Source organism: Gemmata palustris (assembly GCF_017939745.1).
In the GTDB taxonomy this organism is placed as follows: domain Bacteria; phylum Planctomycetota; class Planctomycetia; order Gemmatales; family Gemmataceae; genus Gemmata; species Gemmata palustris.
On record NZ_JAGKQQ010000001.1, the window covers coordinates 6,891,109 to 6,905,959 of the forward strand.

General features: G+C 66.5%; 11 protein-coding genes. 10 read left to right on the forward strand and 1 reads right to left on the reverse strand.

Translation table 11 applies throughout. The features are described from left to right. Positions 1-402: 402 nt before the first annotated feature. From J8F10_RS28645 to J8F10_RS28690, 10 genes are all read left to right on the forward strand, one after another. Positions 403-2,646, forward strand: a complete 2,244-nt coding sequence (locus tag J8F10_RS28645) for a tyrosine-protein kinase domain-containing protein (RefSeq protein WP_210659832.1) — start codon at positions 403-405, stop codon at positions 2,644-2,646. Between the two features lie 138 nt (positions 2,647-2,784). Then, entirely contained in the window at positions 2,785-3,495 is a 711-nt protein-coding gene (locus tag J8F10_RS28650; protein WP_210659833.1) for an exosortase-associated EpsI family protein, read from the forward strand. Positions 3,496-3,573: 78 nt separating this feature from the next. Further along, positions 3,574-4,404, forward strand: coding sequence for a sugar transferase (locus tag J8F10_RS28655; RefSeq protein ID WP_210659834.1), 831 nt, complete (start codon positions 3,574-3,576; stop codon positions 4,402-4,404). Then, on the forward strand, positions 4,404-5,633 hold the full coding sequence (locus J8F10_RS28660) for a TIGR03087 family PEP-CTERM/XrtA system glycosyltransferase (protein WP_210659835.1): 1,230 nt from the start codon (positions 4,404-4,406) through the stop codon (positions 5,631-5,633). The genes J8F10_RS28655 and J8F10_RS28660 overlap by 1 nt, the downstream gene beginning before the upstream one ends. Positions 5,634-5,698: 65 nt before the next feature. Beyond that, positions 5,699-6,907 carry a glycosyltransferase gene (locus J8F10_RS28665; protein WP_315854176.1) on the forward strand — a complete coding sequence of 403 codons (1,209 nt, stop codon included), beginning with the start codon at positions 5,699-5,701 and terminating at the stop codon, positions 6,905-6,907. Positions 6,908-7,248: 341 nt separating this feature from the next. Further along, on the forward strand, positions 7,249-8,331 hold the full coding sequence (locus tag J8F10_RS28670) for a FemAB family XrtA/PEP-CTERM system-associated protein (protein ID WP_210659836.1): 1,083 nt from the start codon (positions 7,249-7,251) through the stop codon (positions 8,329-8,331). A gap of 459 nt (positions 8,332-8,790) precedes the next feature. Further along, positions 8,791-10,230, forward strand: coding sequence for a sigma-54 interaction domain-containing protein (locus J8F10_RS28675; protein ID WP_210659838.1), 1,440 nt, complete (start codon positions 8,791-8,793; stop codon positions 10,228-10,230). Positions 10,231-10,406: 176 nt separating this feature from the next. After that, the gene (locus tag J8F10_RS28680) at positions 10,407-10,886 is read left to right on the forward strand and encodes a GNAT family N-acetyltransferase (RefSeq protein ID WP_210659839.1); all 480 of its coding nucleotides are present in this window, start codon (positions 10,407-10,409) and stop codon (positions 10,884-10,886) included. A 226-nt stretch (positions 10,887-11,112) separates the two neighbouring features. Then, a complete protein-coding gene (gene glmS / locus J8F10_RS28685; protein ID WP_210659840.1) occupies positions 11,113-12,945 on the forward strand; it encodes a glutamine--fructose-6-phosphate transaminase (isomerizing) in 1,833 nt (610 codons plus the stop codon). Between the two features lie 190 nt (positions 12,946-13,135). After that, the gene (locus J8F10_RS28690; RefSeq protein ID WP_210659841.1) at positions 13,136-14,044 is read left to right on the forward strand and encodes an acyl-CoA desaturase; all 909 of its coding nucleotides are present in this window, start codon (positions 13,136-13,138) and stop codon (positions 14,042-14,044) included. A 15-nt stretch (positions 14,045-14,059) separates the two neighbouring features. Here J8F10_RS28690 and J8F10_RS28695 read toward each other — a convergent pair whose 3' ends face one another. Continuing rightward, positions 14,060-14,836 (reverse strand): hypothetical protein, encoded by a 777-nt coding sequence (locus J8F10_RS28695; protein ID WP_210659842.1) that lies wholly within the window; start codon positions 14,834-14,836, stop codon positions 14,060-14,062. Positions 14,837-14,851 lie beyond the last annotated feature (15 nt).

Sequence of the window (14,851 nt, forward strand, 5' to 3'; positions counted from 1 at the left end):
GGTGGCCTTTCCTATCCTGGGTTGCAGAGATTACACTGGGACGGACCAAACGAAAGTGTCGTAAATTCCGGCAACGTGGTGTCGGGCGCCGGTAATGCCTACTCGGTGCGTTCCGGTGTGACCGGTACGGGCCACAATTGCGGCCCGCAACCCGGTTCGCCACTAAAGCCGGAACTCCAACGATATCAGTAGTTTGCGATCGAGCGAAGAAGAAGCATTCGTTGCCGCCGGACCGTCCGGCGCGCAGCGTGCTAAGGTTTTTAACGGGGTTGAATTTGCGGGCCGTACCGTATGGCCCGAAAAACCGACCCTGGTCCCGGCTCCGGGCTTGCCCCGAGCCTGTCCGCACGCGGTCCGCACGCACGCGAACCGCTCCGAGCCTCAACGCCGGAGACCCCCACGATGGCCCGTCCGATCGCCGGTGACCCGCCCACGAACCAGCCGCAGTACCAACCCCAATCGAACGGGGCACCGGTTCCGGTCGCGCTCTCGCCGTTCAACTACACCAACCAGCCCAATATCCCGGGTCCGGCCGTGGCGTCCACGCCCACGCCCGTCGGGTTGCTGAACGCGTTCCGCCGGCGGTGGGTGCTGGGCACGTTCATCGCCGGGCTCGTCGCGGCCGCGGTCGTGGTCGGGGTCTGGCTCGTGATGCCCGCGGGCAAGCACCAGGTTCGCGCCCTCGTGCAGCTCCAGCCCAAGCAGGTGGAGTTCGTCAACAAGACCCAGGAAGACTTCGAGGCGTACCGGCGCCACCAGATGTTCCTGCTGAAGACGCGCGACGTGCTCACCCGCGTGCTCGCGGACCCGGCCGTTTCGAGCCTCGACACCGTCAAGCAGTCCGAAGACCCGGTCGCGGTGCTCGAAGACGCGCTGCGGGTTACAGTTGCGGCGCCGGAGATCCTCGAGGTCACGCTTACGGGTAACAACATCGAAGACATGAAGGTGATTCTCGATCACCTCATCAAGCGGTACGTGGACGACGCGACTTCTATCGATCGCAAACTCCGCGACGACACCACTGCGAACCTGGAGAAGCTGCGCGCGAGCGTCCAACTCGAGATCGACCTGCAAGAGAAGAACATCGAGCTGATCGGCCGGAACAACGGCACCACGGGGGCCGAAGCCACGAACACCGCCCTCGCGCTGCTCCAGAAGCGCCACATCGAGGCCGAGGGGCTGTTCGTCGTCGCCGGGCGCGAGATCGAGAAGGCCGAGTCCGAGCGAAAGGTAGTGCTGAAACAGTTGGACGAAAAGGACCAGAAGTCCCCACCGGACCCGGTGATCGTTGCCCAACTTGTGGCTGCGGACCCGCGGGTCGGCGCGGCGAAGAAGGCCCACACCGCCCGCAAAGAGTTCCTGGAGAAAGAAGCGGCGAAGGCCACCAACCCGGACAGCGACGACGGGATCGTGAAGCTGCGTTCCGAGGTCAAGAAGCTCGAAACCGAAGTGAAGGACGCCGAAAAGCAGGCCGCGACCGAGTCCCTCGCGGTCGCCCAAGCGATCGACAGCGCGAAGCGGCAGAAGCGCGTCGAAGAACTGTCCTTCACGATCGATGTCAAGAAAGAGGAGCGCGAGCGGTACCGGCAGGAGCGCGACGGGCTGCAAAAGGTGATCGCGAGCACCGCCTCGGGCGGGCTGAACATCGAGGCGATGCGCAAGTCGCTCCAGCCGCAGCGCGAGATGTACGACAAGATCCAGTCGCAGCTCATTCAGATGCGGGTCGCGGCCCAGCAGGGCGGGCGCGTCAGCTCGCGCGGCGACGCCGAGAAGATCCCGAACAACAACCAGAACAAGAAGGTGGCGCTGGCCTCGGCGGGCGGGTTCGTCTCGTTCTTCGGTGTGATCCTGCTCGTCTCGTTCCTCGAGTGGCGCTCGCGCCGCGTGGACAGCGTCGACCAGGTGGTGAACGAGCTCGGGATGCGGGTCATCGGTACCGTGCCCGCGTTCCCGAACCGGGCGAGCCTCCAGGCCGCGACCGAGGCCGGCGGCGCGAACTGGCGCTTCGTCCTCAACGAGTCCATCAACTCCACCCGCACCATGCTCCTTCACACCGCGAAGGCCCAGGCGATGCAGGTGGTGATGGTGACCAGCGCGACCCAGGGCGAGGGCAAGACCTCGCTGGCGAGCCAACTGGCCACCAGCATGGCGACCGCCGGGATGCGCACGTTGATCGTGGACTGCGACTTGCGGAACCCGTCCATCATGAAGCTGTTCGAGCTCCCGCTCACGCCGGGCGTGTCCGAAGTGCTTCGTCAGGAAGTGGACGTGAGCGACGCCGTGCAAGCGACCGCCGTGCCGAACCTGTGGATCATTCCCGCTGGCCAGTGCTCGAACGCGACAATTGCCGCACTCGCGCAAGGGCACCCGCTCGAAACGTTGTTCAACCGGCTCCGCGGGCAGTTTGACTTCGTGATCGTCGATAGCTGCCCGGTGCTCCCGGTCGCCGACGCGCTCCTGATCGCGCAACACGTGGACGGAGTTGTGTTTTCGATCATGCAGGACATCAGCCAGTTGCCAAAAGTTATCACCGCGTCGGAGAAGTTAACGCAACTGAACATCCTGTTGGTCGGGGCCGTGGTGAACGGCATCAAACAGGACGTGTACTCCTACGGCTACAACTACGTGAAGCAGTTACCCGCGTAACTTCTACACGGCTGGTGGGTTTGTAGGGTGGGGTCGGCGCCCGGCGCAGGCCCACCGAGATTGTGTGAAGAAAGACGCACCGGCAAGAATGCTCGTGCCGCAAAGCGGACCACAAAACGGCGTAAAGTTAGTGCCCGTATGAGTATCCACCCCCATCAAACCGCGACCGCCCGATCGCCCGGTGTTTCCGGGCGCTCGGCGATTCGTAAAGGGTTGGTGATCGCTCTGGCCGTGGCCGGGCTCGCCGGGGCCGCGGTGGTCGAGGGAACGCGGTCGAATCGGTGGGGGCCGTCCGAGGACGTGCGCGCCGCCGCCGCGAAGTTCGACGGCGTCCCCGCGACCTTCGGGGACTGGACGAGTACGGACGCCCCGATGTCGGAAAAGGTGCTGAAAGTCGCCGAAGCCGCCGGTCACGTGTCAAGAATTTATAAACACAGAAAGACCGGGGCCGAATTCGCCGTACTGCTTTTGTGCGGTCCTAGCGGTCCTATCGGTGCTCACACACCTGACGTGTGTTACGCCGGTAGCGGGTTCACAATGAGCGGCGAACCGCAGAAAAAAGCAGTCGCCCTACCAGATCAGTCCCCCGCGACCTACTGGTCGGTCCGGTTCGATAAGATAACCCCACCATCCGAGTCGCTCCGAGTTTGTTGGATGTGGGGAATAGGTGGAGATTGGGAAGCTTCCTCAAATGCCCGGTTCGGATGGCGTGGTGCGCTATACAAAATGTACGTCACCCGAAACGGACCCGACCCGACTGCTGACCGCGACCCGATTCACGAGTTCCTGACGGACTTTTTGCCCGAAGTGAAGAAGGCGCTGGCCCCACAACCGGCCGAATCGAAATAAGACCCGCTGCCTCGCCCGTAAAGCGAGCGGGAAAACCAGAAAATTCTACCGCCCCCGAAGCCGGAGAACGGACTCCATATGAGCGCTGTGCCGACGTACCCGCCGACACTGCCGACCCCTGCCCCGGCGCCCAAACGCGAACCGTGGCCGGAGATCGACCGCCTCCCCGCGGACGCGGTCGTCGAGATCCCAGTAAACCTGGGCTGGTACGCGGCGGCGAAGACCGTGTTCGACTACGCCGTGGCACTCGCGCTGCTCCCGCTGGCGCTCGTTCTTATGGCGTTCGCTGCGATCGCCGTCAAGATTACGTCGCCCGGCCCGGTGTTTTACACGCAGACGCGCGTGGGGCTGAACGGGCGCAAGTACAAGATCATCAAGATCCGCTCCATGCGGCTCAACTGCGAGTCCGTGTCCGGCATCCAGTGGTCGCAAAAGGGCGATTCGCGCATTACCCGTGTGGGCCAGATCATGCGCGTCACACACATCGACGAGCTGCCGCAATTGTTTAACGTGCTGCTCGGGCACATGAGTTTGGTCGGCCCGCGCCCGGAGCGGCCCGAAGTGATCCAGGCGAAGGGCCTGAACCAACTCGTCCCCGGTTACCGCCACCGGCTCCGCGTGAAGCCCGGTGTGACCGGCCTCGCACAGTGCCAGTTGCCGGCCGACAGCGACGTGACCAGCGTGCGCTACAAGGTCGTGTACGACCTCTACTACGTCGGCAACCAGAGCCTCTTGCTCGACATCCGGCTGATCGTGGCCACACTGTTCAAGGCGGTGGCGGCCGGTCCGAACACCCTCCGCCGCGTGTTCTTCCTCCCGGACCGGCACGATGTTGCCGACGGGTTCCTCGCCAACATCGTGCCGGTGCCCGACGACAGCGAGACCGTGCCCGCCCTTCAACCCGCTTGATGAGCCGTTCTCCACAAGAGCCCGCCCCGCGGGTTCTTTACCTCACGCACCGCGTCCCGTACCCGCCGGACAAGGGCGACCGCATTCGCACTTACCACCTGCTCCGGCAGATGGTCAAGCGCGGGCGCGTGTGGCTCGGGTGCCTCGCGGACGAACCGGTCCCGCCGGAGTCCCTCGCAGCGCTGAACGAATTGTGCGAGCGGGTCGCAGTGGTTCCCGTCGGCGGCTCGTCGCGCTGGGGCCGGGCCGCGTGGAGCCTCGCTACCGGCATGAGCCTCTCGGAAGGGCTGTTCGCATCGAACGGGTTGGCCCGCGTTCTCAAAGAATGGGCGGCGGAAGCGAAGTTCGATGCGGTCGTCGCGTCGTCGTCCGCGCTCGTGCCGTATTTGCGTGCCCCGGCCCTTGCGGGCACACCCGCGGTCGTCGACCTGATTGACGTGGACAGCCAGAAGTGGCTCGACTTCGCCGCCGCGAGTCGCGCACCCAAAAAATGGCTGTACCGGCTCGAAGCGGCCCGCGTGCGGAAGATCGAGCGCGCGCTCGCGGGTTCGGTCCGGGCCGCGAGCGTCGTGAGCCGGGCGGAAGCGGACGTTTACGATTCGTTTACGCGCGCCGGAGCCGCGACCGTCGCGACCAACGGGGTCGATTTGGATTATTTCGCGCCGGTCGCGCCAGTGACGGGCGAAACGCAACTGGCCTGCGCGTTCGTCGGTGCCCTCGACTACATGCCGAACGAGGACGCCGCGATCTGGTTCGCCCGCGACATCTGGCCCGCGATCCGCGCGAAGTTCCCCGCCGCGGAGTTCCGCATTATCGGGCGCAAACCGACGCCCGCCGTGCAAGCGCTCGCCGTGCTGCCCGGTATTCGTCTCATCGGACAGGTGCCCGATGTGAGGCCGTTCGTGGCGTCGGCCGCGGTCGTGGTCGTCCCGCTCCGGCTCGCACGCGGCGTCCAGAATAAGGTGCTGGAAGCGATGGCGATGGCGAAAGCGGTCGTCGCCGCTCCGCCCGCCCTGGCCGCACTGGGCACGGAGAGCGGGATTCATCTGCTCTCGGCCTCGACCCCGGAAGAGTGGGTGAACACGGTTTCCGCGCTGTTCACGGACGCAGGCTTGCGTCACAAATTATCGGGTGCGGCCCGGCAATTCGTCGAGCGGCACCACCACTGGGAGCAGTGCTTACGCCCGCTGCTCGACGCGATCTTCCCGAACCCGGTTCTGCACACCTGATTACGCCCGCGCCACTCTTCCCGCGCGGGCCGTTCTCGACCTACACTTACCTTAACGACCCCGCCGTGGATACCGCCGGCTCCCTCACTCACCCGTTCGCCCTGTTGTCCGATTCACTGGAAATCGAACGAGGCACTGCGTCGTCTACCGTTCCGGTGGTCCTGGATGCGCGCGTCGTGACCGGCGCCGGCGGGGGGCCGGAAAAAACCATCCTGAACTCGCCGCGCTTCCTGGAGCCGCTCGGGTACCGGATGGTGTGCGCTTACATGCACCCGCCCGGCGACCCGGGTTTCGAGGTGCTCGCGCACCGGGCCGCGACGTGCGGCGCGCCGCTCGTTTCCATCCCGGACCGCGGCGCGTGGGACTGGCGCGTGATTACGGAAACCCTCGCGGTGTGCCGGCGCGAGAACGTAACCGTTTGGCACGGCCACGATTACAAGACGAACGCGCTCGGGCTGTTACTCAAGCGCCTGTGGCCGATGCGGTTGGTGACGACGGTTCACGGGTGGGTCCGGCACACCCGCCGCACGCCGCTGTACTACCGCATCGACCAGCTCTGCCTCCCGTACTACGAGCGCGTCATCTGCGTGTCGGACGACCTTCTGGATGCGTGCCTCGCGGCCGGCGTACCGGCCAAAAACTGTGTGCTCCTGGAAAACGGTATCGACACGGCGGAGTATTCGCGCCTACAAACTTTGGCGGGCGCGAGGGCCGCATTGGATTTACCCACGAGCGGGTCCGTCGTCGGCGCGGTGGGGCGGTTGTCCCCCGAGAAGGGGTTCGACGTTCTGATCCGCGCTATTGGCGCACTCGTCGCGCAAGGGCGGGACGTTCGGCTCGTCATCGTCGGTGAGGGCGACGAGCGCGCGAAGCTCGAGCGCCTGGTTCGCGAATTGGGCCTGGGCGAGCGCGTGCGGCTCGCGGGCTGGCAGGCGGACGTGCGGGGGTATTTCGAGGCGATGGACGTGTTCGCGCTGAGCAGTTTGCGCGAGGGCCTTCCGAACGTGGTACTCGAAGCCATGGCGCTCGGCGTGCCGGTCGTCTCGACGCGAGTAAACGGCGTCCCGCGCTTGATCCAGGACGGGCAGAACGGGGCGCTGGTCGATCCGGGCGACCTGAACGGGCTGACGACCGCCCTCGCCGGGGTGCTCACGAACGACGCACGGCGGGAACTGTTTCGCACCGCGGGGCGTCGAACCGTTGAGACGCGATACAACTTCGCGACGCGGATGCAGCGCCTCAAGCGCCTCTACGACGAACTGCTGGCGAAGTGAGCGCGCAACGAGCGAGCCGCGCTCACAAGGGAACGCGGCGGCGCCTGTGTGCGGGAGCGCGACCACGGAGAGCGTGGTGCGGCTCGCCGCGGCAAAACAAACAATACCGCGCCACGGATTAACGCGGACGAGGGCACGATCCGGACAGCGGCAAGAGGAAATTGGTCAGAATTAAGAGCACGCGAGACACAAAAGAGAGCCGTTAATCGAACGGATTTTAGACGCGACCGCGGTCAATTATCCGTTTTATCTCGTGTACGATCTTGCGTTATGTTTCTCCGGTATCAATCGGTACTCTCCTGTGTTGATCCGCGGCAGACGTTCGACCCTCGGAACCCGTAATGCATCGCCTCATGTCGCCCACGCCCCCGCCGCCGCTCGTCACGGTCGCCCACCCGCGCGCCGCGATCGCCGGGCGGATCGCGGACCTCGCCGCGTTCGTGCGGCACTCGGCCGCGGACGTCCCGCTCAGTAAGCACCCGCTCTGGCTCGACGTGCTGCGCGCCGGGCTGGGGCACGAGGTCTACGCGCTCGAAACCACCGCCAGCGGGCGCACCGTCGGGTTCCTGCCGCTCGCGTGCGTCAGCTCGGCGCTCTTCGGCCGGTTCCTCGTCAGCCTGCCGTACCTGAACACGAACGGCGTCGTCGCGTGCTCCGCGGACGTGCAGGCCGAACTCGTCACGCGCGCCGCGGCGCTCGCCGAGGAGCTCAACGTCCGCTACCTCGAGTTGCGGCACGAGGCCCCGATCGCGCACCCGGCGCTGAACGCATCGCTGACCAGTAAGGTCCACATGCGGCTGCCGCTGCCCGAAGCGCCCGATCAACTGTGGAAGGGCTTCAGCCCCAAGGTGCGCAACCAGATCCGCAAGGGCGAGAAGGGCGGCTTCTCGGTGCAGTGGGGCGGCGCGGAGTGCCTCGACGGGTTCCACGACGTTTTGTGCGCGAACATGCGCGATCTCGGCTCGCCCGTGTACGGTAAAGAGTTGTTCCGCGCGATCCTGAGCACGTTCCCCGGCGACGCGGAAATCTGCTTGCTGCGCACCGGCGAGCGCCCCGTGGCCGCGGCGCTCCTCCTGCACGGCTGGGGCGTCACCGAGGTGCCGACGGCCTCGGCGCTGAAAGAGCAGAACCCCAGCAACGTGAACATGCTCATGTACCACCACCTGCTCCAGCGCGCGGTGGAGCGCGGCCAGCGGGTGTTCGACTTCGGGCGCTCGACCGCCGGGAGCAGCACGTTCAAGTTCAAGAAACAGTGGGGGGCCGTGCCGCACCCGGCCGCGTGGCAGTACAGCGTGCTCCAGGGCGAAGTCGGCGACATGCGCCCGGACAACCCGCGGTACCAGCAGGTCATCCGGCTGTGGCAGCGGTTACCCGTCGCCCTCACGCGCCTCGTCGGTCCGCTGATCGTTCGCGGGATTCCGTGATTGATAAAGAATGCACAGGGCTTCCGCCCTGTACGCTTGAACCGTGTGCAGCGCTTTCTCTGTCGCGCGAAATTGCCCTTGCTACGTCTCGACATTCGGCTCCCGCCGCAAGGGGCCGCTCTGGTTAGTCGGTTTTTCCAGCATCTTCGTGCGGCCCGGTTGCCTCGACCCCGTTTGTAAACTTTGGTTTAGTGTGGGAGCGCGGCCGAAACTTTTCGCATCAATCGACAGAAATCGGTTGCGCGAGCGGTAGATGCTGTATCGGCTCTCCATTCGGATGCGTGCGCGGCGCGCGGTCCCGGTTCGAGTTGATAACGGTTCTGTGCGCGCACTCCCGCACGAACCCGTCGTCGGCTCGAAACGCGGCGCGCGTCGCGCACCTCCGACATCGCCCCGGTCGCCGCGTACCCTCGTGGGCACGCGGCGCCGCGCAGGGATCGTTTGCGGAGCTTCGCCAACATGGGTTCTTCCCGCCGGCTCGTCATCGTCGCCCAGGACCAGCGCCTCGCCGCCGCGGTGCAGGGGCACCTTCAGCGGGCCATCCAGGTCACCGCCCCCGTCGTCCGATACGAAGACGTCCCGAACCTGCTCGCGCCCGAAACGGACGGCGACCTGCTCCTGCTCGCCTCCGACCCGGCCGACGTGTCGGCCCTCGAAACGGTCGTGCGCGAAACGAAGGTCCAGCACCTCCCGCCCGGGCTGTCCGTTGTCGAGACCGACGTCGTCCGGGCGAGCGGCAAACTCGACCCGCTGAACCCGTACATCGCCGAGCGGTTCGTGTGGCCGCACCACCCGCGCGAGCTGACCGCGTGGGCGCACCGCGCGCTCGCCCCGGGCGCCCCGTTCGCCGACCCCGCGACCGAGAGCGTCGCCGAGACGATCCGGCGCCGGCTCATCAACCACACGCCCTCGCTGACCGCGCTGGTCGAGCAACTGTGCATCGCCGCCGCGCACGAGGTCACGGTGCTCATCGAGGGCGAGACCGGCACGGGCAAGACGTTCCTCGCGAAGCTGGTTCACGACTGCTCCGCGCGGCGCGCGAACCGGTTCCTCGTGGTCTCGTGCGGCACGCTCTCGGGCAACCTGATCGCCAGCGAGTTCTTCGGCCACGCGAAGGGCGCGTTCACCAGTGCCGACGCCGTGAAGGTCGGCAAGTTCGCCGCGGCCGGCGAGGGGACGATCCTGCTCGACGAGATCGACACCCTCGGGCTGGAGCACCAAGCGAACCTGCTGCGGGTGATCGAGACCGGCGAGTTCGAGCCGGTGGGCAGCAACGAGACGCACCTGTGCAAGGCCCGCATCGTGGCCGCGACGAACTGGAACCTCGCGGACGCCGTCGAGCGCGGCACGTTCCGCCGCGACCTCTACTACCGGCTCCACGTGCTCAGCTTCAACCTGCCGGCGCTGCGCTACCGCCCGGAAGACATCGGCCCGCTCGTGCGCGGGATGGTCGCGAAGTACGGTACGAAGTACGGCAAGCGGCTGTTCAGCGTGTGCCCGGAAGCGCTCCGCGCCCTGGAAGCGTTCCCGTGGCCGGGGAACATCCGCCAACTGGAAAACGTCGTCCAACAGGCCGTGCTGACGAGCGCCGGGAACGAACTCAAGATGCACCACCTGTCGCCCCAGGTGCTCAGCCGTTCGGACGCGCCGACGGTGATGCTCCCGCTCGCGGGCGGGTTCGACGGCACGCTGAAACAGACGCGCGAGGCGACCGAGCGCGCGAACATCCTGCGGGCGCTGGAGAAGGCGAACCAGAGCCGCACCCGGGCCGCGCAGATGCTCGGTGTGAGTCGCGTGACGCTCTACAAGAAGATGCGCGCGTACAACCTCTTAAAGGGCAAAGACACCCCCGTCACCTTCCCGTTCGACGGATTCAATCAGCGGGCCGGCAACGCTTAGGATCACGGACGGAGTTCGCGCGTGTGCAGAAGGTGAAGTCCTCTCGGCTCATGCGCGAATCCCGTGCCCGGCGCGCTGAATTCGCCCCTAGATCCGTTGCAACCCGCACCTTTGCCCGATAACATTCCACCTCTCCGCCGTCCGTGACCGCCCAGAGCCGATCCCGGAACCGCGCCATGTCTGAAACCGAACTGCACTACATCTGCCAACCGACGGGCCTGCGCCCGGTCGCCCACACGATCGAGTTCCTCACGACGCCAGAGTTCCTCGCCGACGAACCGGCGTGCAAGCGGTTGTGGGAACTCGTTGAAACGCAGTTCCGCACGCGCAGCAAATTCCTCGCGGTGTGGAGCGGGGTCCGGTTCGTCGCGGTCCACCGCAACGCCGACGACCGCGCCGACGGGTTCTTGCTCGTGAACGCGCCGGTGAACTGGCAGATCGATTACGTGGTGGTCGGCCCCGAGGCACGCGGGCAGGGCATCGCGTCCGCACTCGTGACCGAAACGGCCAATCAAGCGTTCCTGCGGGGCGCGCCCTACGTGATGCTCACCAGCAAAGCGAGCCTGCGCCCCCTCTACGAAACGTGCGGGTTCATCCCCATCGAAGACCCCAACTCCGAAATCGCGAACCTGGCAGACGGTTCGGTCGGCGGTTAGTTTCGCGGGTAACGCGAGCGGGCTCGACGAGCCGTGACCGCGAGGGAGCCGGGCTTCGGCACCCGATGTGTGCGGGCTCGTGCCGCCGAGCGCGCGTTGCGCCTCCCGCTCCCTCGCGGCTCGTTCCGAGGAAGCAAAAACCGGATTCGCGCCGCGGCGCATTGGTCTTCCCCTCTGTTCCCCTCAATCACTACACTCTTTCCCTCCAGCAGAAGGGGTTACACCAATGTGCGGCATCGTCGGATTCACCGGGCGTCGGGAAGCGTCGCCGATTTTGCTCGAGGGCCTGCGCCGATTGGAGTACCGCGGGTACGACAGTGCGGGACTCGTGACGAGCACGGGGAGCCAACTGCACTTGCGCAAGAAGGCCGGGCGCCTCGCCGAACTCGGCAAGCTCGTCGCCGCGCAACCGGCCCCGGGGTGCCACGGGATCAGCCACACGCGCTGGGCCACCCACGGCGGCGCCACCGACCACAACTCCCACCCGCACCTGAACGAAACGAACGACATCGCGCTCGTTCACAACGGCGTGATCGAGAACTTCGCCGCGCTGAAGCACCAGCTCCGAACCTCGGGCGTGCAGTTCCGCTCGGACACCGACACCGAAGTGCTCGCGCACCTCATCAGCCACTACTATCACGGCGACCTCGTGACCGCGGTGCGGCAGGCGCTCGCGCTGGTGAAGGGCACCTACGGCATCGCGGTGATGGCGAAGGCGGAACCCGGGCTCATCGTCGGCGCGCGGTTGGGTAGCCCGCTCGTCGTCGGGGTCGGCGAGGACGGCACCTACCTCGCCAGCGACGCGAACGCACTGGCCGGGTTCGCGGACAAGGTGGTGTACCTCACCGACCGGCAGATTTGCTCCCTCACCGAAACCGATTGGGAGATCCGCGACCAGGATCTGTCTCCGGTGTCCGTGTCCGTTAGTGACATCAAGAGCTTCCTGGGCGACGGCGATGCGGAGAAGGGCGCCTTCCCGCACTTCATGCTGAAGGAGATTTACGAGCAGCCCGAAACGCTCGCCAACGCGATGCGCGGGCGCCTCGACTCCGACAACGCCACCGCGCACTTCGGCGGCCTGAACCTGGGCGCCCAACAGCTCCGGCAAATCGACCGCGTGGTGATGACCGCGTGCGGCACGAGCTACCACGCCGCACTTGTCGGCGAGTACCTGTTTGAAGAGTTCGCGCGCGTGCCGGTGGAGGTCGAGTACGCGAGCGAGTTGCGGTACCGGAACCCGCCGATGGACCGCAACACGGTCGTGCTCGCGCTCACGCAAAGCGGCGAAACGGCCGACACGCTGGCCGCGCTCCGGGAGAGCAAGCGCATGGGCCACACCACGCTGGCCATCTGCAACGCGGTCGGCAGTTCCATCGCACGCGAGACCGATGGCGGGGTGTACCTGCACGCGGGGCCGGAAATCGGTGTCGCGAGCACCAAGGCGTTCACCTCGCAAGTGGCCGTGCTCGCGATGCTGGCCCTGTACCTGGGGCGCACCCGGCACCTGTCGAGCACCCAGGGCCAGCGCATCATCGCCGAGCTGCAAGCACTGCCGGACGTGATCCGCAAGACCCTGGAGTGCCACGACCAGGTGAAGCGCGTCGCGGCCAAGTACGCGGACGCGAAGAACGTGCTGTACCTCGGCCGCCAGTACCTGTACCCGGTGGCCCTGGAGGGCGCGCTGAAGCTCAAGGAGATCAGCTACATCCACGCCGAGGGGTACCCGGCCGCGGAGATGAAGCACGGCCCCATCGCGCTGGTGGACGAGAGCACCCCGAGCGTGTTCCTGGTCCCGCGCGGCAACGTGTTCGACAAGGTCATGTCCAACATGCAGGAGATCAAGGCGCGCGGGGGGCCGGTGATCGCGATCGCGAGCCCCGGGGACCACGAGGTGGCGGCCGTGGCCGACGACGTGATCGAGATCCCGGACGTGCCCGAGTACCTCCAGCCCATCGTCACCGCGATCCCGCTCCAGCTCCTCGCCTACGAGATCGCGCTCTTGTGCGGGTGCGACGTGGATAAGCCCCGCAACCTCGCCAAGAGCGTCACCGTCGAGTGACCCGACCGAGCTGGCGCAAGTGCCCGGGCCGGCTCAAATACCGCAGATTACTAAATGGCCGAAAGTACACAAGCGCGGTCGATTTGCGAACGGCCGCCGGGTACATTTTCCGAACGAAGTTGATCGTGGGGCGCCAACCACGACCCACGCAACCCGGACGGCCGGGGAACTCTGACCCGGTCATCCGTAAATGCAGACAACTCTCGTCGCGCCGCCGGTCACCGGCACGCTCCGCCCGTTTTGGTACCGCGCCACGCGCGTCGCACTCGCGCTGTGCCCGCTGATCGCGGTCCACCTCGCGCTCGTCGCGATCCCGTTCGTCGAGTTCACCGTCTGGTCGGTCGTGGCCATCTTTGTCGTCACCCGGATCACCGGGCTGGGGATCACCGCCGGGTTCCACCGCTACTTCTCGCACCGCTCGTTCAAGACCTCGCGCGGGGTCCAGTTCCTGCTCGCGGCCGCGGGCTGCACCGCGCTCCAGAAGGGGCCGCTGTGGTGGGTCGTCCACCACCGGCTCCACCACAAGCACTCGGACACGCCCGCCGACCCGCACTCGCCGGTCGTGGACGGGTTCTTTCACGGGCACGTCGGGTGGCTGTTCACGCGCGACCTGATGAAGCCGGACGAGCGCACCGTTCGCGACCTCGCGAAGTACCCGGAACTGGTCTGGCTGGACCGGCTGTGGATGGTCCCGGGCGCACTGCTGGCCGCGGCGTGCTTCGCGGTACTGGGGTGGAACGGGCTGATCTACGGGTTCTGCTTGAGTGTGGTGCTGGTGTTCCAGGTCACGTTCGCGGTGAACTCGATCGGCCACCTGTTCGGCCGCCAGCGGTTCGACACGGGCGAGGGGAGCCGGAACAATCTGGTGCTCGGCTACCTCGCGATGGGCGACGGGTGGCACAACAACCACCACCGGGCACCGTACTCCGCGCGGCACGGGTTCGCGTGGTACGAGTTCGACATGTGCTACCGGTTCATTCGGCTACTCGCGCGGCTGGGGTTGGTATGGGACGTGAAGGAACCGCCGGCGGAACTGCGGGCCGGCCGCGTCGCGCCCGAACCAGAAGTCGAGGCGGAACCGGTCGTCGGGGGCTCGTGACCGCCGGCGGTACCGTCACGCGGGCTTGTGCCGCAGGACGCGCCAGCAGAACCGGGCCGTGAAGAACTGTCCGGTCGCGGCCAGCGCGCCGAGAAGGGTGACCCCGAGCGCGGCCCAGCGCGCCCATAAATCGACGCTCCGCTTCGTCTCGGCCACCCGCGTGCGCGTGGTCGCGACCACGGTTCCCATCTGGTCGGTGAACCCCCGCGCCTGGGCGAGTGCCGATTCGATCGTGTTCAACTGCTCCGGCGTTGGCACCGCGCCCGGGGCAATGGGAATACCCAGCACCGTTTGTGCCTTTTTCAGGTCGCGCGTCGCGGCGCCGAGGCCGGTCCGCGTTTGGGCCAACTGTTCGGGCTTCACCCCGAACCAGCCCTGCAACTCTTCGTCCTTGTCGAACAGTTCCAGCGCGGTCTTTGCCACAACGACCGCGTCCGACGCGGCGACGACGGCCGCGTTCGCGCGATCGACGGACCCGACCAGTTCCTGTGACGCACGTTGCGCGCCCATCCTCATGATCGGGTTGACGGGTTCCGGCGGCATACCCTCGGTGCTCTTGCGTGCCTGTTTCAAATCCTCTTCGGCCTGACCGATCACTTCCTGGACGAACGTGACCGCGTGATCGACCGCGCCGACGGCCGTGTCCGCGCGCGCGGCCAGTGCGTCCGTTCGCTTGTTCACTTCGGATTTCACCCGCCACACACCGACCGCGGCACCGGCAAAAAGCGCGAACCCCGTGACCGATACGAGCAACCCGGTCGCGGCCAGCACCGTGCGGATCAGCGCCCACATTGCGACAACCTCGCG

Excerpts from the sequence above, each read along its gene's own strand:
- J8F10_RS28695 (WP_210659842.1), bottom strand. The coding sequence starts at position 14,836 with ATGTGGGCGCTGATCCGCACGGTGCTGGCCGCGACCGGGTTGCTCGTA.
- glmS (WP_210659840.1), top strand. The coding sequence starts at position 11,113 with ATGTGCGGCATCGTCGGATTCACCGGGCGTCGGGAAGCGTCGCCGATT.
- J8F10_RS28645 (WP_210659832.1), top strand. The coding sequence starts at position 403 with ATGGCCCGTCCGATCGCCGGTGACCCGCCCACGAACCAGCCGCAGTAC.
- J8F10_RS28650 (WP_210659833.1), top strand. The coding sequence starts at position 2,785 with ATGAGTATCCACCCCCATCAAACCGCGACCGCCCGATCGCCCGGTGTT.
- J8F10_RS28670 (WP_210659836.1), top strand. The coding sequence starts at position 7,249 with ATGCATCGCCTCATGTCGCCCACGCCCCCGCCGCCGCTCGTCACGGTC.
- J8F10_RS28675 (WP_210659838.1), top strand. The coding sequence starts at position 8,791 with ATGGGTTCTTCCCGCCGGCTCGTCATCGTCGCCCAGGACCAGCGCCTC.
- J8F10_RS28655 (WP_210659834.1), top strand. The coding sequence starts at position 3,574 with ATGAGCGCTGTGCCGACGTACCCGCCGACACTGCCGACCCCTGCCCCG.
- J8F10_RS28680 (WP_210659839.1), top strand. The coding sequence starts at position 10,407 with ATGTCTGAAACCGAACTGCACTACATCTGCCAACCGACGGGCCTGCGC.
- J8F10_RS28660 (WP_210659835.1), top strand. The coding sequence starts at position 4,404 with ATGAGCCGTTCTCCACAAGAGCCCGCCCCGCGGGTTCTTTACCTCACG.
- J8F10_RS28690 (WP_210659841.1), top strand. The coding sequence starts at position 13,136 with ATGCAGACAACTCTCGTCGCGCCGCCGGTCACCGGCACGCTCCGCCCG.